Source organism: Pseudomonas sp. D1HM, from assembly GCF_019266105.1.
Taxonomy (GTDB): Bacteria; Pseudomonadota; Gammaproteobacteria; order Pseudomonadales; family Pseudomonadaceae; genus Aquipseudomonas; species Aquipseudomonas taetrolens.
Genome location: NZ_LRMN01000003.1, coordinates 347,214 through 372,913 on the forward strand (window position 1 = coordinate 347,214; position 25,700 = coordinate 372,913).

A 25,700-nucleotide genomic window follows, 5' to 3' on the forward strand; every position below is an offset into this window, starting at 1 on the left:
TCAGCGGGCCGTAAAGATCAGCACCGCACCCACCGGCACGGAAAAACTGATCGCCGACAAGCCGGCCATTTTACGCAGGGTTTCAAGCTCGGGCTGCAGACCAAAGTCCTCGGCCTGGAGCATCAACGGCTCAAGGGTCACGACCTGAAACCGCCGCTCATCAAGACGGGTGGCTAACAACTCCGCTTCATAGACATGTTGCTTGCCGCGCAAAGTCACCGTGACCGGCAAGTGCAACTCCAGCTGGGCACCAGAGGCCAATGCATTGATGGGCTGAAGGTCGATTTGAGCGGTAATTTGCGCTTCGGGGAAATGTTTGAAATCAAACAACAGGTCACGCATGCGCTCATCACGCAACGGCACAGCGCTGTTGACCGAGTCCATCTCGATACGCAATTGCGCGAGACCTTTGCTGTCGACTTTACCGTGCAGGACCAAAAAACGATGAACGTTCGCCACATTGGCATTTTGCGTGGTGATAAAAGACAACCGTGACGACTCACCATCCAGGTACCAATTGGCCTGGGCAGTTACGCTCATCCCAAGGGTCAGCCACAGGGCGCAGACAGAAGACAACAACACTTTAAACATAAAAACTCATCGGCAGATAAACGTGGGCGAACATTAACCCGAGTCTGGGCAGTTGCGAGCGGTGTCGGCAGGATTATTTCACATTGCCTGAGATGCTTATTACCAGAGCCAGTTCCTTGCACGCTCCAGATGCGTCCCGTCTGTCTGTCATACAAGCATCATCCAATCGTCATGGCGATGACATTGCACCTGCCTAGCCTGAAGTTGCACACCTCAGTCTATTGGCAGAAACCCAAGGCGGGCACAGTGCCTGCACGGAGATTCGCAATGTCTCAGATCGCCCGTATCCGCGACACCGCACCAGAACGACGTCTGCAGGCAGAGCGCCTGATTGGCCCCGGCGCCTTGCGCGAGGCCCAAGCCCTGCGTTTTCGAGTGTTCAGCGGCGAGCTGCACGCCACACTCAAAAGCGCCGAACACGGGCTGGACCAGGATGCTTACGATGCTTATTGCCAACATATCGGGGTTCGCGACCTCAATAGCGGCGAACTCGTGGCCACAACCCGTTTACTGGATCACAGTTCCGCGCGAAACATCGGTCACTTTTACAGCGAAGAAGAATTCAGCCTCCATGGTCTGGCACATTTGCAAGGTCCTGTTCTGGAGATCGGCCGTACGTGCGTCGATCCGGCCTACCGTAATGGCGGCACCATCGCGGTGCTGTGGGGTGAACTGGCAGAGGTCCTCAACCAGGGTGATTACCGTTATCTGATGGGGTGTGCGAGCATCCCCATGCAGGACGGCGGTATCCAGGCGCAGGCAATCATGCAGCGTTTGCGTGAACGCTACCTGAGCACCGAATACTTGCGGGCCGAACCCAAAAAGCCGCTGCCTGCACTGGAAATCCCTGCCAACGTCATCACTGAAATGCCGCCTCTGCTCAAGGCCTACATGCGTCTGGGCGCCAAGATTTGTGGCGAACCTTGCTGGGACGAAGACTTCCAGGTGGCGGACGTGTTTATTCTGCTCAAGCGCGATGAACTGTGTCCGCGCTACGCCCGTCACTTCAAGGCGGCCATGTAATGAGCCGCCTGCGGCGGTACGGCCGGGTTGTGCGTGTTCTCGGCGTTGTGGGTCTGGGCTTGAGCATGGCAAGTGTATTTGGCTTGCTGGAACGCCTGAACTGCAACAGCACCATGGAACGTCGACAACGCTGGTCGAAGTTTTTCATGGCCCGACTCAGCAACGCCCTGCCCTTTCGGGTCACGGTCATTGGCGAACTGCCTGCAACTCCGATGCTCTGGGTCAGCAATCACGTGTCATGGACCGACATTGCGCTGCTCGGGCAACTGACGCCGCTGTCGTTTTTATCCAAATCTGAAGTTCGCGGCTGGCCCATAGCCGGCTGGCTGGCGGCCAAGGCCGGCAGCCTGTTCATTCGTCGAGGGGCCGGTGACAGCCAACTGATTCGTGAGCAAATGACCCGACATCTGCAACAGTCGCTGCCCTTGCTGATGTTCCCCGAAGGCACGACCACCGACGGAGGTTCAGTGCGCACCTTTCATGGGCGGCTATTCTCGGCGGCCATTGAAAGTCAGGTGTCGCTGCAGCCGGTGGCCATTCGTTATCTGCGTAATGGCGAACCAGACCGGATAGCGCCCTTTGTGGGCAACGATGACCTGCTGTCCCATTTGCTGCGCTTGTTTGCTCATGAACAGGCCGAGGTCGAGATTCACTTGCTTGAACCGATTGCCTGCGAGCAACAGGAACGGGCCGTCCTGGCGTTCAGGGCGCAGGAAATGATTCGGCGGGTGATCACCGGCAGACCGGGCAACCACCCGACAGAAGCAGAGCTTGCTCACAACGGGATCACTGCGGTGTCTTGAGGTCATGCCAGAGGCACGGGCACGCTAGAGGCGCGCTCGTAGCTCGGACGCTGCATACGCCTGCAATTGCGGATAGAACACTCGAAAATCCTCACTCAATGGCTCGTACAGGCGCTTCAAGTCCTGCATCGCGCCAGCCAGCTCGTGTGGTTGCGACAGACGCCGTGAAATACCGTTGAAGACCTGCTCCAGCACCTCGAAGTCGCGGTATGAACCCAACCAGTCATGCGCAGCCATATGCGGTGCGATCGCTGCGAGCCGGCCAGGCAGACGGGGCTCGGAAACCAGCACGCGGTAAAAGCTTGATGTAAAGCCTTCCAGCGAGCCATCGGCGTACTGTGACCAGTCACGCGCCAGGCAATGGTCAAAAAATACATCCAGCACGATCCCCGCATAGCGCCTGCGGGTTTGACGAAAGCGCGACAGTGCCTGATCAACCACAGCATGGTTATCCGTGAACACATCAATACTGCGGTGCAACTGAATACCCGCCTCGATCGCTGGCGTGTACTGGCCTTGCAGGCGCCCTTTGACGAAGTCGCCGTAAAGGCTTCCAAGTAATTCTTCAGGGCGTTGGCCGCCAAGGTGTAAATGTGCGAGATAATTCATGGGTTGCAGTTTAGCACTGCAGGATTCATCACCGCCCCCAAATATCGTTATAACCCGATATACCGATTCGTACTGACCTCAGATCGAAATCATATTTGTATATCGCGATTTAACGATTTAAAGTTCGCCTCATCGCGATATAACGTTGTACTTCACTGAGCACTGCCATTATGCCGATCGACCTCGACGAAATAATAAAAGCGCTGGCACACCCAGTACGCCGAGAAATCCTGCACCTGCTGAAAAACCCGGAGATTGAGTTCCCCGATCAGCATCACTCCACCGAACACGGCGTCTGTGCCGGACAGATCGACCAGCGCTGCGGCCTGTCGCAGTCGACCGTCTCTGCCCACCTGGCGACCCTGCAACGCGCCGGCCTGATCAGCAGCCAGAAGGTCGGTCAATGGCATTTTTTCAAACGTAATGAGGAAACCATCCAGGCCTTCCTCGAACGATTAAGCCAAACGCTTTAACAAGGACTTCCATGCCCCTCTCGCTACTCATTCTGGCGCTCAGCGCCTTCGCCATCGGGACCACAGAGTTCGTGATCATGGGCTTGCTGCCCGATGTCGCAGCCGACCTTGGCGTCTCCATTCCGGGCGCTGGCTGGCTCGTGACCGGATACGCTCTGGGCGTGGCCATCGGCGCTCCGTTCATGGCGCTGGCCACGGCTAAGCTCCCGCGTAAAGCTGCCCTGGTAGCGCTGATGGTTATCTTCATCATCGGTAATTTGCTCTGCGCCCTGGCCAGCGATTACAACGTGCTGATGTTCGCCCGTGTCGTCACCGCCCTGTGTCATGGTGCGTTCTTCGGCATCGGCTCAGTCGTGGCCGCCGGCCTGGTGCCCGCCAATAAGCGAGCCTCTGCGGTTGCGTTGATGTTTACCGGCCTGACCCTGGCCAACGTACTGGGCGTCCCGCTCGGCACGGCGCTGGGCCAGGCAGCAGGATGGCGTTCAACCTTCTTTGCCGTCACCGTGATTGGCGTAATTGCGTTGATCGGCCTGATCCGCTTCCTGCCCGCCAAGCGTGACGAAGAAAAACTCGATATGCGTGCCGAGATGGCAGCCCTCAGGGGCGCCGGCATTTGGCTGTCGCTGAGCATGACAGCACTGTTTTCGGCTTCGATGTTCACCCTGTTTACGTACGTTGCGCCCTTGCTCGGTGATGTCACCGGCGTATCGCCACGTGGCGTGACCTGGACGTTGCTCCTGATCGGTCTGGGCCTGACCGTCGGTAACATCATCGGCGGCAAGCTGGCCGACAAACGCCTGGCAGCGACATTGATCGGCGTATTCATTTCGATGGCGGTTATTTCCACCGTATTGACCTGGACCAGCGTTGCCGTGATTCCCACCGAGATCACCCTGTTCCTTTGGGCCACCGCCTCTTTTGCCGCTGTTCCAGCGTTGCAAGTCAACGTGGTGACCTTCGGCAAGGCTGCCCCCAATCTGGTGTCCACGCTGAATATCGGCGCCTTTAACATCGGTAACGCGTTGGGTGCCTGGGTCGGTGGCAGCGTCATTGCTCACGGTTTCGGCCTCACCAGCGTGCCGCTGGCCGCCGCTGCGCTGGCAGTACTGGCGCTGCTCGTGACCCTGATCACATTTCGCCAGAGCGGCAACCCCGAACTGGCCACCGCCACACACTGATTCATCAGAGGGCTGTATTCATGACCACGATTTTCGATCCGATCAAACTGGGCGACCTTGAGCTGCCAAACCGTATCATCATGGCGCCCCTTACCCGCTGCCGCGCCGATGAAGGCCGGGTGCCCAACCCTCTGATGGCCGAGTACTACGTACAGCGTGCCTCTGCTGGCCTGATCCTCAGTGAAGCCACATCAGTGACACCGATGGGTGTGGGCTACCCTGACACCCCCGGCATCTGGTCTGACGACCAAGTGCGCGGCTGGAGCAATATCACCAAAGCGGTGCATGGCGCCGGTGGACGTATCGTGCTGCAGTTGTGGCACGTAGGACGGATCTCCCATCCGATGTACCTCAACGGTGAAGCGCCCGTTGCCCCCAGCGCCATCGCAGCCAAAGGTCACGTAAGCCTGGTGCGGCCGAAGGTCGACTTCCCGACACCTCGCGCCCTGGAAACTGCCGAAATCGAAGACATTGTCGAGGCTTACCGCACAGGTGCCGAAAACGCCAAAGCCGCCGGTTTTGACGGGGTAGAAATCCATGGTGCCAATGGTTATCTGCTTGACCAGTTCCTGCAAAGCAGCACCAACCAGCGTACAGATCAATACGGCGGCTCCCTGGAAAACCGCGCACGCCTGATGCTTGAAGTGACTGACGCGGCCATCGAGGTATGGGGTGCCGGACGCGTCGGTGTTCACCTCTCGCCACGCGCTGACCTGCATGACATGGGCGATGAGAACCTGGCAGAAACCTTTGGCTACGTGGCGCGTGAGCTGGGGAAACGCGGTATTGCATTTATCTGCTCCCGCGAAGAAGAAGGTCCGGACAGTATCGGTCCTGAGCTCAAGGCAGCCTTTGGCGGTCCGTACATCGTCAATGAAAGCTTCACCAAAGACAGCGCCAATGCCTGGCTCGCGGCTGGCAAGGCCGATGCCGTAGCGTTCGGGGTGCCCTTCATTGCCAACCCTGACCTTCCGGCGCGCCTGAAGGCCAATGTGCCTCTCAATGAAGCGCATCCAGAAACCTTCTATGCAAAAGGTCCAGTGGGATACATCGATTACCCTGTCGTGTGAAACGGCATACCAGGCACCTGAATGCTCAACGCCGTTGAATGAAACCTTCAGGTCGCATGACGCAAAACGCCCGAAGTCGATGACTCGGGCGTTTTGTTTTTACAAATCCGTATATCACACGGTTAAGAGCCACTGCCTGTAGCCTGTGTACCCGACTTTCTTCCGGGCAAAAAAAAGGGGCGGTTTGACCCGCCCACATTTTTCCCTAGTCCCTTTTTTCCTTTTCATCATCCTGATGAATCGCATCCCGCGATGTCCTTTCACGCTCTTCCTTGAGCGCCGTATCGATCCGTCGACACACTTAAGATATTAGAGTCTTATAAAATTGCCGCAAGCGCATGAGTTATAGATTCTTATTACATGGCAACTTCAAATAAAACCATAAACTCCTTTTAAATCATAAAGTTGCAAAAACAACGAAGTAAGAAAAAGTCATTTAAGAAAGCTAATTACGCTCTTGGCTTACATAAAAGGTAAGCAAAGGCTTACAACAGCACACAGACAAAGTTCTGCAGCTTGCGTGACATCCCATTTCAAAAGGGGGCACCCCTCGCATGCAGATCAAACATCTTCCCGAAAACCCGAAGACAGAGGGCTTTGTTCAGGATTCGCAGCCATAAAAAAACCCCGAACAGCTCGGGGTTTATACATCAGGATGTCGCTTATTACTGGAACAGCGACTCACTCGACAAACCGTTTCGTTCGAGGATTTCGCGCAGGCGTTTGAGCCCCTCGACTTGAATTTGCCGCACACGCTCACGCGTCAGGCCAATCTCCAGCCCAACATCTTCAAGCGTGCTGCTTTCATGACCGCGCAACCCGAAACGGCGAATGACCACCTCGCGCTGCTTGTCTGTGAGTTCAGACAGCCACTGATCGATACTTTGCGACAAATCATCGTCCTGAAGCAGCTCACAAGGATCTGTAGGACGATCATCGGTCAGGGTATCAAGCAGTGTCTTGTCCGAATCAGGCCCCAAAGAAACATCTACCGACGACACCCGCTCGTTAAGCCCAAGCATGCGCTTGACCTCGGCAACGGGTTTTTCGAGCAGATTGGCGATTTCTTCGGGAGAGGGTTCGTGGTCAAGCTTTTGCGTGAGTTCACGCGCAGCTCGAAGGTAGACGTTGAGTTCTTTGACAACATGGATCGGTAAACGAATGGTACGGGTCTGATTCATGATCGCCCGTTCAATCGTTTGGCGAATCCACCAGGTGGCGTATGTCGAGAAGCGAAATCCGCGCTCGGGATCAAACTTTTCAACTGCCCGAATCAATCCCAGGTTGCCCTCTTCGATCAGGTCCAGCAATGACAGACCACGATTGACATAACGACGGGCGATTTTCACCACCAGTCGCAAGTTGCTCTCAATCATGCGTTTGCGCCCGGCCGGATCACCGCTTTGAGACAAGCGGGCAAAATGAACTTCTTCTGCGGGGGAAAGCAACGGGGAGAAGCCAATTTCATTGAGGTACAACTGCGTCGCATCGAGCGCCCGCGTGTAATCAATGTACTTGTGCTGTTTTAAAACAGATGCTTTTTTGGACTTGGTGCGGGCTGTAGGGGTTGAATCATCGTCTTCTGACATCAAGTCGCTGTCGATAGCGGAGTCCATAAGGAGCACCTCATCGTCGATGTCAAACCCCGGCGCTTCTTTGCTGAGAGCCATTGTTATAGTCCTTTGGTGAGTTCGACCTCAAGCTCAAGCATCGCCTCTATCCTTGGCAACGCTGGAGCCTGTTCCTTAACCACATCAGGAACAGGCTGGTAACCGATCAACGGCGTGGAAGGAATTGCAGTGGATCTACAGGTTTACCTTGGCGGCGAATCTCAAAGTGAAGTTTCACCCGGTCTGTACCAGTTGACCCCATTTCGGCAATTGTCTGTCCGACCTTGACCTGCTGCCCCTCCCGAACCAAAAGCCTACGGTTATGACCGTAAGCACTGACGTAGGTATCGCTGTGTTTGATGATGATCAGTTCGCCGTAGCCCCTCAATCCACTGCCGGCGTACACAACTGAACCATCAGACGCAGCTAAAACAGGCTGTCCCAAATCCCCGGCGATATCAATACCTTTATTCAAACTACCGTTTGAAGAGAATTTACCGATCAAAATGCCATTAGAAGGCCATCCCCAGCCCTTGGGTGCAGGGCCTGCTGGAAGGGCTGCAACCGGCGCCGGTTTGTTTGCAACCGCCCCCGTGCGCTTGATGACCGTGGTTTTGCTGCCTGCCGAAGGCGAGACGACGGTGTTGCTCGCCACCGCTGACGGCCGTGAACCTGCGCGACCGTCAAAGCGGATCGTTTGCCCGGGAACAATAGTGAACGGGGGCGCAATATTGTTACGCGCCGCCAGTGCTTTCCAGTCCCAGCCATAGCGAAAGGCAATCGAGAACAACGTGTCGCCGCGGCGTACCACATATTGTCCGGTTGTCACCGTCGGACGCTGGGCGACCCCGTTGCGGTCAACAACACTGACGCCATTCTTGGGAGTGCTGGAGCACGCCGCCAACAAAGCCAGTGTGGCACTGAGGGCTAGACCGACCACCAGTCTCTGATAGCTTTTGGTACCCATACGCTGCGCAATGACTGTGAGACTCACCCGCCGCTCCCTTTGATGGTGGCTAAATATTAGAAGGCCAGTACCGGCCGCCGACAGGCGCAAGTATAACTGGCTGCAAGACTTTGCAGACGGCAAAGCCGCTTGATAAACGTACTGTATAAAAAATTAACAAATACAGGACAGGGTCAAGCTCATGGGCTGTAAGACCCATCCCCCGCTTTATAATTCACCTGCCCTGGACAAAGACTCAGGCCAACGGCCCGTTCAGCAGCGGAACAAAGCGTACATTGCCGATAACCCGCCGAGCAAAACCGTGCTCTTCACGTACGATCAGCATCAACTGCTGGACTTCGCCCGAGCCTACCGGAATCACCAGTCGCCCACCGGGAGCCAACTGGTCCAGCAATGCCTGCGGCACATCGGTCGCTACCGCTGTCACAATGATGCCGTTGTACGGCGCCAGCGCTGGCCAGCCTTCCCAGCCGTCGCCCCAGCGAAACACGACGTTGCGCAGGTTGAGTTCAAGCAACCGCTCTTTGGCACGGTCCTGCAAGACCTTGATGCGCTCGACCGAAAAAACCCGCTCAACCAACTGCGAAAGCACGGCCGTCTGGTAACCCGAACCGGTCCCGATTTCCATGACCTTGTCCAACGGACCATCCTCAAGCAGCAGCTCGCTCATGCGCGCCACCATATAAGGCTGGGAGATGGTCTGGTTATTGCCAATCGGTAGCGCCGTGTCTTCGTAGGCACGGTGCGCCAGGGCCTCGTCAACGAACAAATGACGCGGTGTGCGACGAACAACTTCAAGTACGCTCTGGTTAACGATGCCCTCTTCTCGCAAGCGCTGAATCAGCCGCTCGCGGGTACGCTCCGAGGTCATACCAATGCCACGATGCATCAGACCATCCTGCTCACGCCCCATTAGCCCAAGCCCTCCAGCCAACCATCGATACTCTTGAACGCATCGCCGAAAGTGCGATCCAGTTGCAGCGGCGTAATGGAGACATAGCCCTGCATCACCGCGTGAAAGTCAGTCCCCGGGCCGCCGTCTTCGGCATCGCCGGCAGCCGCAATCCAGTAACCGGCCTTGCCCCGCGGGTCAACCACCCTGACCGGCGCAGCGGCACGGGCCCGATGCCCCAAGCGGGTGAGCTGGATACCCCGGATGTGCTCCAGTGGCAGATTCGGAATATTCACGTTGAGGACTGTGCGCGGCGGCAAGTCCAGCAAGGGGTGAGCTTCAATCAGTTTACGGGCGAAATAGGCAGCGGTCGGCAAGTTGTCTACCTGGCGCGATACCAGCGAAAAGGCAAACGACGGCAGATCGAGGAATCGGCCTTCCAGCGCCGCAGCCACAGTACCCGAATACAGCACATCGTCGCCCAGGTTGGCTCCCAGGTTAATCCCGGAGACCACCATGTCCGGTTGCTGCTCAAGCAGGCCGTTCAGCCCCAGGTGCACACAATCGGTCGGGGTGCCGTTAATGCTGATAAACCCATTGCCCAACGTGTGCGGATGCAGCGGACGATCCAGCGTCAGCGAGCTGCTCGCACCACTTTTGTCCTGCTCGGGTGCAATGACCACACACTCGCAATAATCGGCCAGCGCGCCATACAGCGCGGCAAGCCCCGGAGCGGTCACTCCGTCATCGTTTGAAATCAGAATACGCATAGGCTGTCCGTTTGACCCAAAGGCACCAGATCAACAAGCTCTCGCACCAGGACAGTCGCGAAGCATCCGGCCGGCAGTACAAATTCCAGTTGTAGGGTATCTGGTTCAGGATAATGCCACGTCAACCGCCCAATGGGCAGCCGCAGGATACGTCGTTCATGGCTCATGCCTGCGCGAACCAGCCAGTCACGCAGATCGGCTTCGCGCTCGGCGATGGATTGCTCCAGCACCTGCGTCGCCCCCGCAGTGGGTGACTCGCCTTCGCCCCACTGTGGACCGGTCGGGTGAAGATCGAGGATGGCCAGTCGCGGATCGCTGCACTCCGCTTCGCCGGCCGGGAAAAAACTGCGGCTGTCGGTGAAGGCCAGTAAATCGCCTACCTGTGCCCGCTGCCAGCTACCGTCGGCGACCCGTGCCGCCAGCACCTGGTTGAACAGGTAACTGCGCGCCGTAGATAACAAGCGGGAACGGACATTACGCTGCTCAGGCAACGCCTTGCGCGCCGCATAATCACGGGCCTCGCCCAGGTTTCCACCTTCCCAGCCAAAACGCTGGGTACCGAAGTAGTTCGGTACGCCCTGCCCGGCAATCCGTTCAAGCCGTTGCTGCAGCGCGTCCTTGTCTGCGGCCAGCTGCGTGAGGCGCAAGGTAAAACCGTTGGCGGCATGGGCGCCACGCTGCAGCTTTCGCTTGTGTCGCGACGCCTTGAGGATTTTCAGCGTGTCGTTTTCAGCGCTCGACAAGTCAGGGTCGGCCTTGCCCGGCAACTGTATGCTGAACCACTGACGCGTCAGCGCCTGACGGTCCTTGAGGCCGGCATAACTGACAGTACGCAGGGGTACGCCAGCCGCTTTGGCGAGGCGTCGTGCGGCCTCTTCAGTGTTCAGTCCGCGTTTTTCAACCCATAACCACAGATGCTCGCCGTCACCGGACAATGGGATATCAAGCACTTCGTCGACTTGAAAGTCTTCGGCCGTCGCTTTAAGAACAGCGGTGCCCAATGCTTCGCCATACGCCCGCGGGCCGAGCAAATCAAACTCATTCATGCGCGAACCAACAACGCAATCGAATGCACTGCGATGCCTTCCTCTCGGCCCACAAAGCCAAGTTTTTCGGTGGTGGTGGCCTTAACGTTTACCTGATCCAAATCAACCTCGAGATCCGCCGCAATCAATGCGCGCATCGTTTCAATATGCGGCGCCATTTTCGGCGCCTGGGCAATAATGGTGTTGTCGACATTGCCGACCTTCCAGCCCTTGGCATGGATCAGACCCACGACATGACGCAACAGGACGCGGCTGTCAGCGCCCTTGAAGGTCGGATCGGTGTCCGGAAAATGCTTGCCGATGTCGCCAAGAGCCGCAGCCCCCAGCAAGGCATCGCTGAGCGCGTGCAACAGCACGTCGCCATCAGAATGGGCCAACAGCCCGAATTTGTGGGAGATCCGCACGCCGCCCAGGGTTATAAAATCGCCTTCAGCAAAACAGTGCACATCATAGCCGTGGCCAATACGCATATAAAAACGCCCCGATTAAGTCAGGGCGTGATTCTACCTACTTTGTCTGACATTAGGGCCTGTTAGCGCGTCATTGCGAACCGAGAACACGCCGCAGCCCCTTTAGTCAGCGAGTGCACTGGCATGATGGCGCAAGTGATCGTCAATGAAGCTGGCAATAAAGAAGTAGCTATGGTCATAACCCGGCTGCAAACGCAGGGTCAGCGGATGATCCGCCAGCCTGGCCGCTTGCTGCAAGGCCTCCGGTTTGAGCTGGACTGCCAGGAAGTCATCACGGTCGCCCTGATCCACCAATAACGGCAGCTTTTCACGCGCCTCTCCAATCAATACGCAGGCATCCCACTCGCGCCAGCGTGAGCGCTCTTCGCCCAAATAATGCGAAAAGGCCTTTTGCCCCCACGGGCAATCCATGGGATTGCTGATCGGCGCAAAAGCCGATACCGACTGATAACGCCCTGGATTACGCAATGCACAGACCAACGCTCCGTGGCCGCCCATGGAATGGCCGCTGATACCGCGTTTTTGCGACGCAGGAAAATGTGCTTCGACTAAAGCTGGCAGTTCCTGAACCACATAATCATGCATCCGATAATGCTGGGCCCAGGGTTGCTGGGTTGCGTTCAAATAGAACCCCGCCCCCAATCCAAAATCCCACGATGCATCCGGATCGTCCGGCACGCCTTCACCCCGGGGGCTGGTGTCCGGCGCCACAATGATCAATCCCAGTTCCGCAGCCATCTTCATCGCACCGGCCTTGTGCATGAAGTTTTCATCGGTGCAGGTCAAACCGGACAGCCAATACAGAACAGGCAACGTGCCACCCAGTTCGGCTTGCGGAGGCAAATACACCGCAAACACCATGTCGCAGCCCAGCACTTCAGAACGGTGCTTGTAACGCTTGTGCCAGCCGCCAAAACTTTTCTGGCAGGAGATGTTTTCCAATGTCATGGGGCAAACTCCCGGCGACAGGCCTCAGGCACATGCAGGGTTCATGCACTCCCGAGGCTTGTCACTGTTGTTTAGAAATGAATAACCGTACGAATGCTTTTGCCTTCGTGCATCAGGTCGAATGCCTTATTGATATCTTCCAGGCCCATGGTATGGGTGATGAAGGTATCCAGAGGAATCTCACCGGATTGCGCCATGTCGACATAGCTTGGCAGCTCGCTGCGCCCGCGCACGCCACCAAACGCCGAACCACGCCAGACGCGGCCGGTGACCAGTTGGAACGGACGCGTCGAAATTTCCTGGCCGGCTCCCGCCACACCGATGATCACTGACTCGCCCCAGCCCTTGTGGCAGCACTCCAGCGCCGCACGCATCAACTGCACATTGCCGATGCATTCAAAGGAGAAGTCGACGCCACCGTCAGTCATGTCGACGATGACTTCCTGGATCGGACGATCAAAGTCTTTCGGGTTCACGCAATCGGTGGCACCCAACTGCCGGGCAATTTCAAATTTGGCCGGGTTGATATCGATGGCAATGATCCGCGCCGCCTTGGCCTTCACAGCACCAATCACGGCCGACAGGCCAATGCCACCCAGGCCGAAAATGGCCACGGTATCGCCCGGCTTGACCTTGGCGGTATTGAGCACCGCACCGATGCCCGTGGTAACGCCACAACCCAGCAGGCAGACCTTTTCCAGCGGTGCGTCTTTCTGGATTTTGGCCACTGAAATTTCCGGCAGCACGGTGTACTCGGAAAAGGTCGAGGTGCCCATGTAATGGAAAATCGGCTGCCCTTTATAGGAGAAGCGCGTGGTGCCGTCCGGCATCAGACCTTTACCTTGTGTGGCACGGATGGCCTGGCAGAGGTTGGTCTTACCAGACAGGCAGAACTTGCACTTGCCGCACTCAGGGGTATACAGCGGAATCACATGATCACCGACAGCAACCGAGGTCACGCCCTCCCCGATTGCCTCAACCACTGCCCCACCTTCGTGCCCAAGGATCGACGGGAAGATGCCTTCAGGATCAGCGCCCGACAAGGTGTAGGCATCGGTGTGACAAACGCCAGACGCAACAACCCGCAACAGCACTTCGCCCGCTTTGGGCATGGCAACGTCTACTTCTACGATTTCCAGCGGCTTTTTGGCCTCGAAGGCTACGGCAGCACGGGACTTGATCATCGGTCGTCTCCAGCAAAGTAAAAACAAGGCGTCGAGTGTAAATCAACGCTGATTGATTAATAATCCAGCCAAAAGCAAAACATTATTGCTACACAGGGATAATCAGGCGTGAATGAAAACCGCTGGGAAGGTATTGATGAGTTCGTGGCGGTGGCCGAATGCAGCCAGTTCACTGCGGCAGCAGAGCGCCTGGGTGTTTCGTCGTCGCATATCAGCCGCCAGGTCGCCCGACTCGAAGAGCGCCTGCAAACCCGCTTGTTCTATCGCAGCACACGCCGGGTGACACTCACCGAAGCCGGGCAAACCTTTCTCCAGCATTGCCAGCGCCTGCAAGACGGACGTGAAGAAGCCCTGCGCGCGGTCGGCGACCTGGCCAGCGAGCCGAAAGGCATGTTGCGCATGACCTGTGCAGTGGCTTACGGCGAGCGTTTTATCGTGCCGCTGGTCACGCGCTTCATGGGGCTCTACCCGCAATTGCGGGTCGACATCGAACTGAGCAACCGCCCACTGGATCTGGTGCACGAGAGCCTTGACCTGGCGATTCGTCTGGGCCGCCTGCAAGACTCGAGACTGGTGGCTACTCGCCTGGCACCCCGGCGCATGTACCTGTGCGCATCACCGTCTTATCTGGAGCGGTATGGCCGCCCCCATAGCTTGTCGGAGTTGAGCCGTCATAACTGCCTGATTGGTAGTTCGGATCTGTGGCAATTACAGCTGGATGGGCGAGAGTTTTCACAACGGGTACAAGGCAATTGGCGCTGCAACAGCGGGCAGGCCGTACTGGATGCGGCCCTGCTGGGGGTTGGCTTGTGTCAGCTCCCGGACTATTACGTACTGGAACATCTGAAGAGCGGAGCGCTGGTGTCGTTGCTCGATGCCCACCAGCCGCCGAACACCGCAGTCTGGGCCCTGTACCCACAACAACGGCACCTGTCACCAAAAGTCAGAAAGCTGGTGGATTATCTGAAGGAAGGATTGGCCAAGCGGGAGGAGTATGCCTCTTCATAGCCCCTGCCGCAGACTGCGATAAGGGCCGGAGGGATCGCCGCCTTCGGCAGCGGCTACAGGTGTGTATGGCGTCGTTTGCTCAGCGATTAGCCCAGCGCATACGCAGCCACTCAAGATCTTCAGGACGGGTGACCTTGATATTGTCTGAACGGCCTTCAATCAGACGCGGTGCCTGACCAGACCACTCCATCGCCGACGACTCATCCGTAATGACTGCATCCGCCACCAGGCTATCTGCCAGGGCACGATGCAATGCCCCCAGACGGAACATCTGCGGTGTAAAGGCCTGCCAGATGAGACTGCGATCAATGGTCTGCGCCACTCGGCCGTTTTTACCCATGCATTTCAGGGTGTCTCGCGCCGGTACCGCCAACAAGCCCCCTACCGGGTCGTCAGCCAACTCACTGAGCAGTTTATCCAGATCCTCACGCGACAAATTAGGCCGGGCCGCATCGTGCACCAGCACCCAGTCTTCATCGCTGGCGCCTTGGGCATGCAGGTGCAACAAGGCATTGAGCACCGAATCCGCACGCTCACGCCCACCGTCAACCCGGGCAATGCGCGGATCACCTGCACACTGTAAGGACGGCCAAAAAGGATCATCGCAAGCGATACTGACCACCAGCCCCTTGAGGCCTGGATGGTCGAGAAAACAGCCAAGGCTGTGTTCGAGAATACTGCGCCCGCCCAATTGCAAATACTGTTTGGGACGGTCCGCGGCCATACGGGCACCCACACCCGCGGCAGGAATCACGGCCCAAAAGGCCGTAGAGAAATGACTCATTGGGCCAACTGGTAGAGGGTTTCACCCTCCTTGACCATACCCAACTCATGGCGAGCACGTTCTTCAACGGTCTCCATGCCTTTTTTCAACTCAAGCACTTCCGCATCCATCACCCGGTTACGCTCAAGCAAAACCTTGTTTTCAGCTCGCTGATCGGCGATTTGCTGAGTCAGATCGGTAATCTGCGCCAGACTGCCATTCCCCACCCACAGGCGATACTGTAGGCCAGCCAGCAGCAAGAGCAAGATAAGGAACAACCAATTGGGACTGCGCATCGAATATCAGGTATCCAGTGAAAAGACAGCCATGCCGACAAACGTAAACAACCTGCGGGACAAAACCAAGGTCTGTTGATGTTTCGTTGGGGGCGATCGTCGCAGCCACACTAAAACATCAACAGCCCATGAGGTCCATGCTTGTACCGAGGCATCAGATTAATGTCAAAAGACTCGCAGCGGCGAATTATTCTGACATGACCTGCTGTCTTTTAACCAAGCAGTACTTAGCCGCGGAACTCGCTACGACCGTTGTACTTGGCTTTGGAACCCAGTTGCTCTTCGATACGCAGCAATTGGTTGTACTTGGACACACGGTCAGAACGGCACAGCGAGCCGGTCTTGATCTGGCCGGCCGAGGTCCCCACTGCCAGATCGGCAATCGTGGAGTCTTCGGTTTCACCGGAACGGTGAGAGATCACAGCCGTGTAACCAGCAGCCTTGGCCATCTGGATCGCTTCCAGTGTTTCGGTCAGGGTACCAATCTGGTTGAACTTGATCAGGATCGAGTTGGCGATCTTTTTATCGATGCCTTCTTTCAGGATCTTGGTGTTGGTCACGAACAAATCGTCACCGACCAACTGAACCTTCTCACCGATCTTGTCGGTCAGAATTTTCCAGCCATCCCAATCAGACTCGTCCAGGCCGTCTTCAATGGAAATGATCGGGTAACGCTGGGTCAAACCTTTCAGGTATTCGGCAAAGCCTTCGGAGTCGAAGATCTGGCCTTCGCCCGACAGGTTGTACTTGCCGTCTTCGTAGAATTCGCTGGCCGCACAGTCAAGCGCCAGGGTCACGTCGGTGCCCAGGGTGTAACCGGCGTTGGCGATAGCTTCGGAGATCACCTTGAGTGCATCTTCGTTGGACGCCAGGTTCGGTGCAAAACCGCCTTCGTCGCCCACTGCAGTGTTCAGGCCACGCGCCTTGAGCACAGCCTTGAGGTGATGGAAGATTTCAGTGCCCATGCGCAGTGCGTCGGAGAAAGTCTTGGCGCCTACCGGCTGAACCATGAATTCCTGAATGTCGACGTTGTTATCAGCGTGCTCGCCACCGTTGATGATGTTCATCATCGGAACCGGCATCGAGTAGACACCCGGCGTGCCGTTCAGGTTGGCAATGTGTGCATACAGCGGCAGGTCCTGATCCTGTGCAGCAGCCTTGGCAGCAGCCAGGGACACCGCGAGAATCGCGTTGGCGCCCAGGGAACCTTTGTTCTCAGTAGCGTCCAGCGCGATCATCGCGTGGTCCAGCGCCTTCTGGTCAACCGGGTCTTTACCCAGCAACAAATCGCGAATCGGGCCGTTGATATTGGCAACGGCTTTCAAAACGCCCTTGCCCAGGTAACGGCTCTTGTCGCCATCACGCAGCTCCAGTGCTTCGCGGGAACCCGTGGAAGCACCGGAAGGCGCGCAAGCACTGCCGATGATGCCGTTGTCGAGAAGCACGTCCGCTTCCACAGTGGGATTGCCACGGGAGTCGAGGACTTCACGACCTTTGATGTCGACGATTTTTGCCATTGTTGTAAACACTCCAAAGTTGACGAAAACGACGCAGCTGAGGGAAATTTTGTTATCGACAGCAAGCTGCAAACAGCGGGCAGCCTTGCGAACGATAAGGCCCGGACCCTAAGGCCCGAGAAATCGTGCGGTACTTTACCGGAGAAACGAGGGTTACGCGGTTTCTATTGCAGGAAAACTCTTAACCAACTCGTCCAGGCCAGAAAAGCCGGCAACTGGAAAATGTCGCAGACTTCGACGACCACGACTGCCAGGGCAGGTCGTGGACGTCGTTACAGAAGCCTGCCAGATGCCTTGCACATCTACATGCCCTCTACGAGGCCGGAGCCACGGCAAGCGCTGACAGATGAGCGGTTGGCTTCTGCTTATGCCTTCTTCTCGTGTTGCGCCAGTTATGCCTTCTTCTCGTGTTGCGCCAGGGCAGCCTTGACGAAACCTGTGAACAAAGGATGACCATCACGTGGCGTGGAGGTGAACTCCGGGTGGAACTGGCAAGCAACAAACCAAGGATGATCCGGAGCCTCAACCACTTCTACCAGCGCGCCGTCACCGGAACGACCGGTCACTTTCAGGCCAGCTTCAGTCAACTGCGGCAGCAGGTTGTTGTTCACTTCATAGCGATGACGGTGACGTTCAACAATCACGTCCTTGGCATAGCAATCATGAACCAGGGAACCGGCTTCGAGCTGGCAATCTTGAGCACCCAGACGCATGGTGCCACCCAGATCCGACGTTTCGGTACGGGTTTCAACTGCACCGGTCGCGTCTTCCCACTCGGTGATCAGACCCACAACCGGGTGACCGCTGCTGCGATCGAACTCAGTGGAGTTGGCATCTTTCCAGCCCAGCACGTTACGTGCGAACTCGATGACCGCCACCTGCATGCCCAGGCAGATACCCAGGTAAGGCACCTTGTTCTCGCGAGCATATTGAACGGCAGTGATCTTGCCTTCTACGCCACGCAGACCGAAGCCGCCTGGCACCAGAATGGCATCAACGCCTTCAAGCAGTTCAGTGCCTTTGTTTTCGATGTCTTCGGAATCGATATAACGCAGGTTGACCTTGGTACGGTTGGAAATACCGGCGTGGCTCATCGCTTCGATCAGCGACTTGTACGCGTCCAGCAGCTCCATGTACTTGCCGACCATCGCGATGGTGACTTCATGCTCTGGATTGAGCTTGGCATCAACCACCTTGTCCCACTCGGACAGGTCAGCGCTGTTGCACTGCAGGCCAAAACGCTCGACGACGAAATCATCCAGACCCTGAGCGTGCAGCATGCCCGGGATCTTGTAGATGGTGTCAGCGTCTTCCAGCGAAATCACCGCACGTTCTTCAACGTTGGTGAACAGCGCGATCTTGCGACGCGAAGACACATCGACGTGATGGTCGGAGCGGCAGATCAGGACGTCTGGCTGCAAGCCGATGGAACGCAATTCTTTAACCGAGTGTTGCGTTGGTTTGGTTTTCGTTTCGCCAGCAGTGGCGATGTACGGAACCAGAGTCAGGTGCATCAGCATGGCGCGCTTGGCGCCCACTTCGATGCGCAACTGACGGATAGCCTCGAGGAACGGTTGGGACTCAATGTCACCCACAGTACCGCCAATCTCAACCATCGCTACGTCGGCATCGCCGGCGCCCTTGATGATTCGACGTTTGATTTCGTCGGTGATGTGCGGAATCACCTGGATGGTTGCACCCAGGTAATCACCACGGCGCTCCTTGCGCAGGACGTGTTCGTAGACACGGCCCGTGGTGAAGTTGTTGTTCTGGGTCATGGTCGTGCGGATAAACCGCTCGTAGTGACCCAAGTCCAGGTCGGTCTCGGCGCCGTCATGAGTGACGAACACTTCACCGTGCTGGAACGGGCTCATGGTGCCCGGATCAACGTTGATGTAGGGGTCCAGCTTCAGCATGGTGACCTTAAGTCCCCGCGCCTCCAGGATGGCTGCCAATGAAGCCGAGGCAATGCCTTTCCCCAATGAAGAAACAACACCGCCCGTGACGAAGATGTAGCGCGTCATGAAAAACCCTAGAAGTCTGCGTTAAAGCGGTCAGAGCCGCCGGGGAAAGCGAAGGAAGGCCGAAGCCCCCAATCACCAGCATTAGTCACAGTGCACCTTTCGAAAAACTGCTGCGTTGAAACAGACCGATGGAAACCATCGGTACGATGCAAGCTACACATTTTTTTAAAATCGCCCAGCAAAGACTGCTTGGTAATCGGCAACTCCTGCAATTCTGGTGAATCTACAGAAGTTGTATCAAGAAGGGAGCGTAGTCTACCGGAAAGCCCCTTTCAGCTCAAACCTTGATCGCTCGAAGTTGGCATCCATTGTAATTGCCAGCGTCCACAGGGGCCGGAGTCCAGTCTTTCGAGGTTTGCCACGGCCAATAACTGCTCATTACGATAAAGAAGCGGCAATCTGCCACGGGCAAACAATGGTACGCCCCGCTCGTTCAGCAAGCGTTTCAGGTCTCGATGACCGCGTCCCGCCAATTCCATGACCTCTCCTCCCTGACGATAGCTCACCCGCAAAGGGCCATGCGGAATATCTCCCACCAGACGCAACTGCCCGTTATCGGGCAGCGTCAGCGCCAGATCGGGCCGTTTCCAGCACAAGGGCGCATCTGGCGCATGCAACCAGTTGCCCGACAGCCACCAGATCCGCCCGCCCGCCCGATGCAACTCTCCGTCGGCGAGCACCCACACGGGCTGGGCATCATCGCGGGCATCGCGCAAAGCGTCCCACCCGGCCCAATGATCGGTATCAGGCAATTGGCCGAACGCCATCAGCCAGTGACGCAAGGCATTGCGTTGACGTGCCGGCGAGAGACCTGCAAGGGGCGCAAGCGCCAGAGAGGGCAGTTTCAACCAGGCAAACTCGCTGGCGCCGCCTGCGCTGTGCAGATCCTGCCGGGCCAACTCCTCGAGCAACCCTTGAGCCTCGGCACAATGGGCTGCGCTGCGAGCAATGCTGGCAGCAGCCTGCGGCCAGCGTCGAGTCAGGAGCGGAACGACCTCGTGGCGCAAGTAATTGCGTGAGAAGCGTGTCTGGGTATTCGATGGATCTTCAATCCAGCTTAAATTGTGCTCGTGAGCGTAGGCCTCCAGCTGCGCCCGGGTCACATTCAGCAAAGGCCTGAACAAGTGTCCACCGCCCAGAGGACGCTGACGCGGCATGGCCGCCAGCCCGCTCACCCCGGCGCCACGCAACAAACGAAAAAGCAGGGTTTCAGCCTGATCATCGCGATGTTGCCCGGTAAGCAGCACGGCCTGCGCGCCTGTTACCGCTGTAAACGCCTGATAGCGCGCATCCCGTGCGGCACGTTCAAGGCTTGCGCCAGCCTGCACCTGAACGCGCACAACCCGCAAAGGCACACTCAGCGCGTCACACAACGCCTGACAATGATTCGGCCACGCATCAGCTTCCACCTGGAGACCATGATGAACATGGACAGCGGTCAAGGGGGGCAATGAGTGGGTTTGACGCAATTGAGCGAGAAGGTGCAGCAAGACCGTCGAATCGAGGCCGCCGGAGAACGCAACGTGCCAGACCTTGGCGTTGCGCCAGGGCATCAAGGCTTCTAGAAGTACTGTCGACAGACTGGACATCACACCGCCCTGCGGAAAAATCCCGGCAGCATCAAAAGCCCCTCCCCGGCCCCTCTCGCAGAGAGGAGCCCGACCGCACGCGGACTCAACATCTCCGCAAACCGGTCGCCTCTCCGCCGAGGAGAGGGTTGGAGCAAGGACTTGTCTTAATCAGAGACCGTAGCTCATCAGGCGGTCATAACGACGCTTGAGCAACGCTTCGTGATCGAGCTTTTTCAGCATGTCCAACTGTGCAATCAGCTCACCGCGGATAGTCGCAGAGGCTGCTGCCGGGTCACGGTGCGCGCCACCCAACGGCTCGCCGATCACTTTATCGACAATACCCAGGCCTTTCAGGCGCTCAGCGGTAATACCCATCGCCTCAGCAGCGTCCGGCGCCTTGTCGGCAGTCTTCCACAGAATGGAAGCACAACCTTCGGGCGAAATGACCGCATAAGTCGAGTACTGCAGCATGTTCAACTGATCACACACGCCGATGGCCAGTGCGCCGCCCGAACCGCCTTCACCGATAACAGTGGCGATAATCGGTGTTTTCAGACGCGACATGACACGCAGGTTCCAGGCAATGGCTTCGCTCTGGTTGCGTTCTTCGGCATCGATACCCGGATAAGCGCCCGGAGTGTCGATAAAGGTCAGGATCGGCATTTTGAAGCGCTCGGCCATTTCCATCAGACGGCAAGCCTTACGGTAGCCTTCAGGACGTGGCATGCCGAAGTTGCGGCGTACCTTCTCGCGGACTTCACGCCCCTTCTGGTGACCAATCACCATCACTGGCTGATCGTCAAGACGCGCAATACCACCCACAATCGCGGCATCATCAGAGAAGTGACGGTCGCCGTGCAGTTCATCGAACTCGGTGAAGATGTGATCGATGTAGTCGAGGGTATATGGACGGCGTGGGTGACGGGCCAGACGGGCAATCTGCCAGCTGGTCAACTTGCCGAAAATATCTTCAGTCAGCGTTTTGCTTTTGTCTTGCAGACGAGAGATTTCATCGCTGATGTTCAGCGAATTGTCATTACCAACCAAGCGCAACTCTTCGATTTTGGCTTGCAGGTCAGCAATCGGCTGTTCGAAATCAAGAAAATTCGGGTTCATAAGCATCCGTCTTGGGTCGGCGGCAAAGCATGCCAGAAGGTTTGAAACCCAGCATTTACTGGCATTTCGAACCGAGCTGGGGCAGCCGGTTGATCTGTATCGCGCCTACCTTAAGGGACAGGCGCGCTCAGGTCGAGATTAAAAATTCAGGTCGAGGTCAGGACGCGTCTGTCGCCCCTGACCGTCAACGGTATTGGAGGAAGACGTTGTCTCGCCCAAACTGGTCACGCAAGGCTTGAATCAAGCTGTCTGCCGGATCAACTCGCCAGGTCTCGCCAAACTGCAACGTAGCCCTTGCTCCTTCTCCGGTGTACTCCATCGTAATCGGGCAGGCTCCGCGATGCTGCTTGAACAAGTCGCCCAATACGCGCAATTGATCACCTTTAAGCGCGGAATGAACCACTTTCAAACGCAAACTCTCGGCCAGGCTCGTACGCGCTTCTTCCATGCTCATCACGCGCTTGACCCGCAGGCGCAGGCCGCCGGAAAAGTCGTCATTACTGACTTCGCCTTCAACCACCACCATTGCGTCTGTCTGCAACAAGGATTGCGCCGAGTGGAAGGCTTCAGCAAACAACGAAGCTTCAATCCGCCCCGAACGGTCGTCAAGGGTGATGAAGCCCATCTTGTCGCCTTTCTTGTTCTTCATCACACGCAAGGCGATGATCATGCCGGCAACGGTCTGGGTGTCCCGGGCCGGCTTCAGGTCGATGATGCGCTGACGGGCGAAACGGCGAATTTCACCTTCGTATTCGTCGATCGGGTGACCGGTCAAGTATAGGCCCAAGGTGTCTTTTTCGCCTTTCAGGCGTTCCTTGAGCGTCAGTTCCTTGGCCTTGCGATGGTTGCCATAAACGTCGGAGTCTTCTTCGACGAACAGGCCACCAAACAGATCGGCATGACCGCTGTCATGGGTACGGGCTGTCTGCTCTGCAGCCTTGATCGCCTCTTCCATCGCGGCGAGCAGGATCGCACGGTTCTGATCGATACTGGCCTGGTAAGCTTTGGGTTCATCATGAAAACAAGGGCCCAGACGGTCCAGTGCGCCACTGCGAATCAAACCGTCAAGCGTGCGCTTGTTGATGCGCTTGAGGTCTACCCGGGCACAGAAATCGAACAGATCTTTGAAAGGTCCGTCCTGGCGCGCTTCGGTGATTGCCTCGACCGGCCCCTCCCCCACACCCTTGATGGCACCCAGACCATAAATGATCCGGCCTTCGTCGTTTACCGTGAACTTGTACTCTGAAGCGTTCACGTCGGGCGCATCAAGGCGCAACTTCATCGTGCGCACTTCTTCGATCAAGGTCACGACCTTGTCGGTGTTGTGCATATCTGCCGAGAGTACCGCGGCCATGAACGGCGCAGGGTAATGCGTCTTTAGCCACGCGGTCTGATACGACACCAGGCCGTAAGCAGCGGAGTGGGATTTGTTAAAACCATAGCCGGCGAATTTTTCCACCAGGTCAAAAATGTTACCCGCCAGGTCGGCATCAATATTGTTGTTCGCACACCCCTCAATGAAACCACCGCGCTGCTTGGCCATCTCCTCGGGTTTTTTCTTGCCCATGGCACGTCGCAGCATGTCAGCGCCGCCGAGGGTGTAACCGGCCATCACCTGCGCGATCTGCATCACCTGTTCCTGGTACAGGATGATGCCGTATGTCGGTGCCAGAACAGGCTTGAGACCTTCGTACTGGTAGTCGGAGTGCGGGTATGCCAATTCGGCACGCCCGTGCTTGCGGTTGATAAAGTCATCAACCATGCCTGACTGCAGTGGGCCCGGACGGAACAGGGCCACCAGTGCAATCAAGTCTTCCAGACAGTCGGGCTTGAGCTTTTTGATCAGCTCTTTCATACCCCGGGATTCAAGCTGGAACACCGCCGTGGTTTCGGCTTTTTGCAGCAGCTGATAAGTCGGCTTGTCGTCGAGCGGAATGAACGCGATGTCCAGCGGCGGCTCATCCACCTTGGCCCGTTCGCGATTGATGGTCTTGAGCGCCCAATCGATAATGGTCAGCGTACGCAAGCCGAGGAAGTCGAACTTCACCAGCCCCGCCGACTCGACATCATCCTTGTCGAACTGGGTGACCAGGCCACCGCCCTCTTCATCGCAGTAGATCGGTGAAAAGTCAGTCAACTTGGTGGGTGCGATAACCACACCACCGGCGTGCTTGCCGACGTTACGCACCACGCCTTCAAGCTTGCGCGCCATTTCCCAGATTTCAGCCGCTTCTTCATCGACTTTAATGAAGTCGCGCAGGATTTCTTCCTGCTCGTAGGCTTTTTCCAGGGTCATGCCGACTTCAAAGGGAATCATCTTCGACAGACGATCAGCCAGGCCATAGGACTTGCCCTGCACCCGCGCCACGTCGCGGATTACCGCTTTGGCGGCCATCGAGCCGAAGGTGATGATCTGGCTGACCGCATTGCGGCCATACTTTTCGGCCACGTACTCAATAACCCGGTCACGACCATCCATGCAGAAGTCGACGTCGAAGTCGGGCATCGATACCCGCTCAGGGTTAAGGAAACGTTCGAAAAGCAGATCGTATTCCAGTGGATCAAGGTCAGTAATCTTCTGAACGTACGCCACCAATGACCCGGCACCCGACCCTCGACCCGGGCCAACTGGCACGCCGTTACTCTTGGCCCACTGGATAAAGTCCATCACGATCAGGAAGTAACCGGGGAAGCCCATCTGGATAATGATATCCAGCTCGAAATTCAGCCGGTCGACATATACCTGACGCTTGGCGTCGTAGTCCTCGGTAGTGTCCCTGGGCAGGAGAACGCTCAGGCGCTCTTCCAGGCCATCGAAGGACACCTTGCGAAAATACTCATCGATGGTCATGCCATCGGGAATCGGGAAGTTGGGCAGAAAGTGAGTGCCCAGCTTGACGTCAATATTGCAGCGCTTGGCGATTTCAACCGAGTTTTCCAGCGCCTCAGGCAAGTCACTGAACAGTTCGGCCATTTCTTCGGCGCTTTTCAGGTACTGCTGGTCACTGTAGTTCTTGGAGCGACGCGGGTCATCGAGCGCACGGCCCTCACCAATGCAAACACGGGTTTCGTGAGCTTCGAAATCCTGCTGGCGAAGGAAGCGTACATCATTGGTCGCCACCAGGGGCGCACCGATTTTTTCAGCCAGCGCAACCGCCGCGTGCAAATGCTCTTCATCATTGGGACGCTTGGTACGCTGTATCTCCAGATAAAAACGATCCGGGAACACCGTCATCCACTCGCGGGCCAGGGTTTCGGCTTCTTCAGTGTTACCGCTTATCAGCGCAACACCGATTTCCCCCTCCTTGGCTGCCGAGAGCATGATCAAACCTTCAGCGGCCTCAGCCACCCATTCGCGCTCAATGATCACCTGCCCATTGCGCTGCCCGTCGATAAAGCCACGGGAAATCAGCTCGGTCAGGTTGCGGTAACCCACACCGTTCATCGCCAGGAGACTGATGCGACTGACCGTGTTTTCCGGATCCTTGTTCGACAACCAGAGATCAGCACCACAAATCGGCTTGATCCCGCCGCCCATGGCGGCCTTGTAGAACTTGACCAGAGAACACATGTTGTTCTGATCGGTCACCGCGACGGCAGGCATGTTCATGCCGGCCAGGGTTTTGATCAGCGGTTTGATCCGCACCAGGCCATCGACCAGGGAGTATTCAGTGTGCAGGCGCAGATGAACGAATGAAGCCGGCATGGTGATCCTGTCTATAAGCTTTGAGAAACAACAAGGCCCGGATTGTACCGGGCCTTGGCAAAAAC

23 protein-coding genes are annotated in these 25,700 nt (G+C 56.9%); 6 read left to right on the top strand and 17 right to left on the bottom strand.

The features are described 5' to 3' along the window. Positions 1-591: a YceI family protein gene (locus AWM69_RS04745; protein ID WP_048378923.1), complete on the bottom strand. Its 591-nt coding sequence runs from the start codon at positions 589-591 to the stop codon at positions 1-3. Positions 592-858: 267 nt separating this feature from the next. On the opposite strand from AWM69_RS04745, the gene olsB reads away from it, so the two are divergent. Together olsB and AWM69_RS04755 are read left to right on the top strand one after the other, a co-directional pair. Continuing rightward, positions 859-1,614 carry an L-ornithine N(alpha)-acyltransferase gene (olsB, locus tag AWM69_RS04750; RefSeq protein ID WP_218725883.1) on the top strand — a complete coding sequence of 252 codons (756 nt, stop codon included), beginning with the start codon at positions 859-861 and terminating at the stop codon, positions 1,612-1,614. Next, positions 1,614-2,417 (top strand): lysophospholipid acyltransferase family protein, encoded by an 804-nt coding sequence (locus AWM69_RS04755; protein ID WP_218725884.1) that lies wholly within the window; start codon positions 1,614-1,616, stop codon positions 2,415-2,417. Before olsB ends, AWM69_RS04755 begins: the two co-directional genes overlap by 1 nt. A 24-nt stretch (positions 2,418-2,441) precedes the next feature. Here AWM69_RS04755 and AWM69_RS04760 read toward each other — a convergent pair whose 3' ends face one another. Then, positions 2,442-3,026, bottom strand: a complete 585-nt coding sequence (locus AWM69_RS04760) for an ACP phosphodiesterase (RefSeq protein ID WP_131652666.1) — start codon at positions 3,024-3,026, stop codon at positions 2,442-2,444. Between the two features lie 170 nt (positions 3,027-3,196). On the opposite strand from AWM69_RS04760, the gene AWM69_RS04765 reads away from it, so the two are divergent. From AWM69_RS04765 to AWM69_RS04775, 3 genes are read left to right on the top strand one after another with little or no spacing between them, the layout of a single operon-like run. Then, a complete protein-coding gene (locus tag AWM69_RS04765; protein WP_131652665.1) occupies positions 3,197-3,499 on the top strand; it encodes a helix-turn-helix transcriptional regulator in 303 nt (100 codons plus the stop codon). A gap of 11 nt (positions 3,500-3,510) precedes the next feature. Then, positions 3,511-4,677, top strand: a complete 1,167-nt coding sequence (locus tag AWM69_RS04770; protein WP_131652664.1) for an MFS transporter — start codon at positions 3,511-3,513, stop codon at positions 4,675-4,677. 20 nt (positions 4,678-4,697) lie between these two features. Next, on the top strand, positions 4,698-5,747 hold the full coding sequence (locus tag AWM69_RS04775; protein ID WP_131652663.1) for an alkene reductase: 1,050 nt from the start codon (positions 4,698-4,700) through the stop codon (positions 5,745-5,747). A gap of 665 nt (positions 5,748-6,412) precedes the next feature. On the opposite strand, the gene rpoS is transcribed toward AWM69_RS04775, so the two are convergent. From rpoS to AWM69_RS04815, 8 genes are all read right to left on the bottom strand, one after another. Then, entirely contained in the window at positions 6,413-7,417 is a 1,005-nt protein-coding gene (rpoS, locus tag AWM69_RS04780; RefSeq protein WP_131652662.1) for an RNA polymerase sigma factor RpoS, read from the bottom strand. Between the two features lie 106 nt (positions 7,418-7,523). Further along, the gene (locus AWM69_RS04785) at positions 7,524-8,351 is read right to left on the bottom strand and encodes a peptidoglycan DD-metalloendopeptidase family protein (protein ID WP_131652661.1); all 828 of its coding nucleotides are present in this window, start codon (positions 8,349-8,351) and stop codon (positions 7,524-7,526) included. A 208-nt stretch (positions 8,352-8,559) separates the two neighbouring features. After that, complete coding sequence (locus AWM69_RS04790; protein WP_218726013.1) at positions 8,560-9,195, bottom strand: protein-L-isoaspartate(D-aspartate) O-methyltransferase; 636 nt, start codon at positions 9,193-9,195, stop codon at positions 8,560-8,562. A gap of 41 nt (positions 9,196-9,236) precedes the next feature. After that, on the bottom strand, positions 9,237-9,986 hold the full coding sequence (gene surE / locus AWM69_RS04795; RefSeq protein WP_131652659.1) for a 5'/3'-nucleotidase SurE: 750 nt from the start codon (positions 9,984-9,986) through the stop codon (positions 9,237-9,239). After that, the gene (gene truD / locus AWM69_RS04800) at positions 9,974-11,032 is read right to left on the bottom strand and encodes a tRNA pseudouridine(13) synthase TruD (protein WP_218725885.1); all 1,059 of its coding nucleotides are present in this window, start codon (positions 11,030-11,032) and stop codon (positions 9,974-9,976) included. The genes surE and truD overlap by 13 nt, the downstream gene beginning before the upstream one ends. Then, a complete protein-coding gene (gene ispF, locus AWM69_RS04805) occupies positions 11,029-11,502 on the bottom strand; it encodes a 2-C-methyl-D-erythritol 2,4-cyclodiphosphate synthase (RefSeq protein ID WP_048359885.1) in 474 nt (157 codons plus the stop codon). Before ispF ends, truD begins: the two co-directional genes overlap by 4 nt. A gap of 102 nt (positions 11,503-11,604) precedes the next feature. Then, complete coding sequence (gene fghA, locus AWM69_RS04810) at positions 11,605-12,450, bottom strand: S-formylglutathione hydrolase (RefSeq protein WP_131652657.1); 846 nt, start codon at positions 12,448-12,450, stop codon at positions 11,605-11,607. 71 nt (positions 12,451-12,521) lie between these two features. Further along, positions 12,522-13,634 (bottom strand): S-(hydroxymethyl)glutathione dehydrogenase/class III alcohol dehydrogenase, encoded by a 1,113-nt coding sequence (locus AWM69_RS04815; protein ID WP_048378902.1) that lies wholly within the window; start codon positions 13,632-13,634, stop codon positions 12,522-12,524. Between the two features lie 108 nt (positions 13,635-13,742). Between AWM69_RS04815 and AWM69_RS04820 the strand changes: the two genes are divergently transcribed. Beyond that, positions 13,743-14,642, top strand: a complete 900-nt coding sequence (locus AWM69_RS04820) for a LysR substrate-binding domain-containing protein (RefSeq protein WP_048378901.1) — start codon at positions 13,743-13,745, stop codon at positions 14,640-14,642. A gap of 79 nt (positions 14,643-14,721) precedes the next feature. Here the strand turns inward: AWM69_RS04820 and ispD are convergent, their stop codons facing one another. The 7 genes from ispD to dnaE all read right to left on the bottom strand — a co-directional run bounded on the left by ispD (position 14,722) and on the right by dnaE (position 25,635). Next, the gene (gene ispD, locus AWM69_RS04825; protein ID WP_218725886.1) at positions 14,722-15,426 is read right to left on the bottom strand and encodes a 2-C-methyl-D-erythritol 4-phosphate cytidylyltransferase; all 705 of its coding nucleotides are present in this window, start codon (positions 15,424-15,426) and stop codon (positions 14,722-14,724) included. After that, complete coding sequence (ftsB, locus tag AWM69_RS04830) at positions 15,423-15,701, bottom strand: cell division protein FtsB (protein ID WP_048378898.1); 279 nt, start codon at positions 15,699-15,701, stop codon at positions 15,423-15,425. Before ftsB ends, ispD begins: the two co-directional genes overlap by 4 nt. A 227-nt stretch (positions 15,702-15,928) precedes the next feature. Further along, positions 15,929-17,218: a phosphopyruvate hydratase gene (eno, locus tag AWM69_RS04835; RefSeq protein ID WP_218725887.1), complete on the bottom strand. Its 1,290-nt coding sequence runs from the start codon at positions 17,216-17,218 to the stop codon at positions 15,929-15,931. Positions 17,219-17,610: 392 nt separating this feature from the next. Continuing rightward, complete coding sequence (locus AWM69_RS04840) at positions 17,611-19,242, bottom strand: CTP synthase (RefSeq protein WP_048378895.1); 1,632 nt, start codon at positions 19,240-19,242, stop codon at positions 17,611-17,613. A 272-nt stretch (positions 19,243-19,514) separates the two neighbouring features. Then, positions 19,515-20,831: a tRNA lysidine(34) synthetase TilS gene (tilS, locus tag AWM69_RS04845; RefSeq protein WP_131652653.1), complete on the bottom strand. Its 1,317-nt coding sequence runs from the start codon at positions 20,829-20,831 to the stop codon at positions 19,515-19,517. A 150-nt stretch (positions 20,832-20,981) separates the two neighbouring features. Continuing rightward, positions 20,982-21,929, bottom strand: a complete 948-nt coding sequence (locus AWM69_RS04850) for an acetyl-CoA carboxylase carboxyltransferase subunit alpha (protein ID WP_131652652.1) — start codon at positions 21,927-21,929, stop codon at positions 20,982-20,984. A gap of 184 nt (positions 21,930-22,113) precedes the next feature. Next, a complete protein-coding gene (gene dnaE, locus AWM69_RS04855; RefSeq protein ID WP_218725888.1) occupies positions 22,114-25,635 on the bottom strand; it encodes a DNA polymerase III subunit alpha in 3,522 nt (1,173 codons plus the stop codon). Positions 25,636-25,700 lie beyond the last annotated feature (65 nt).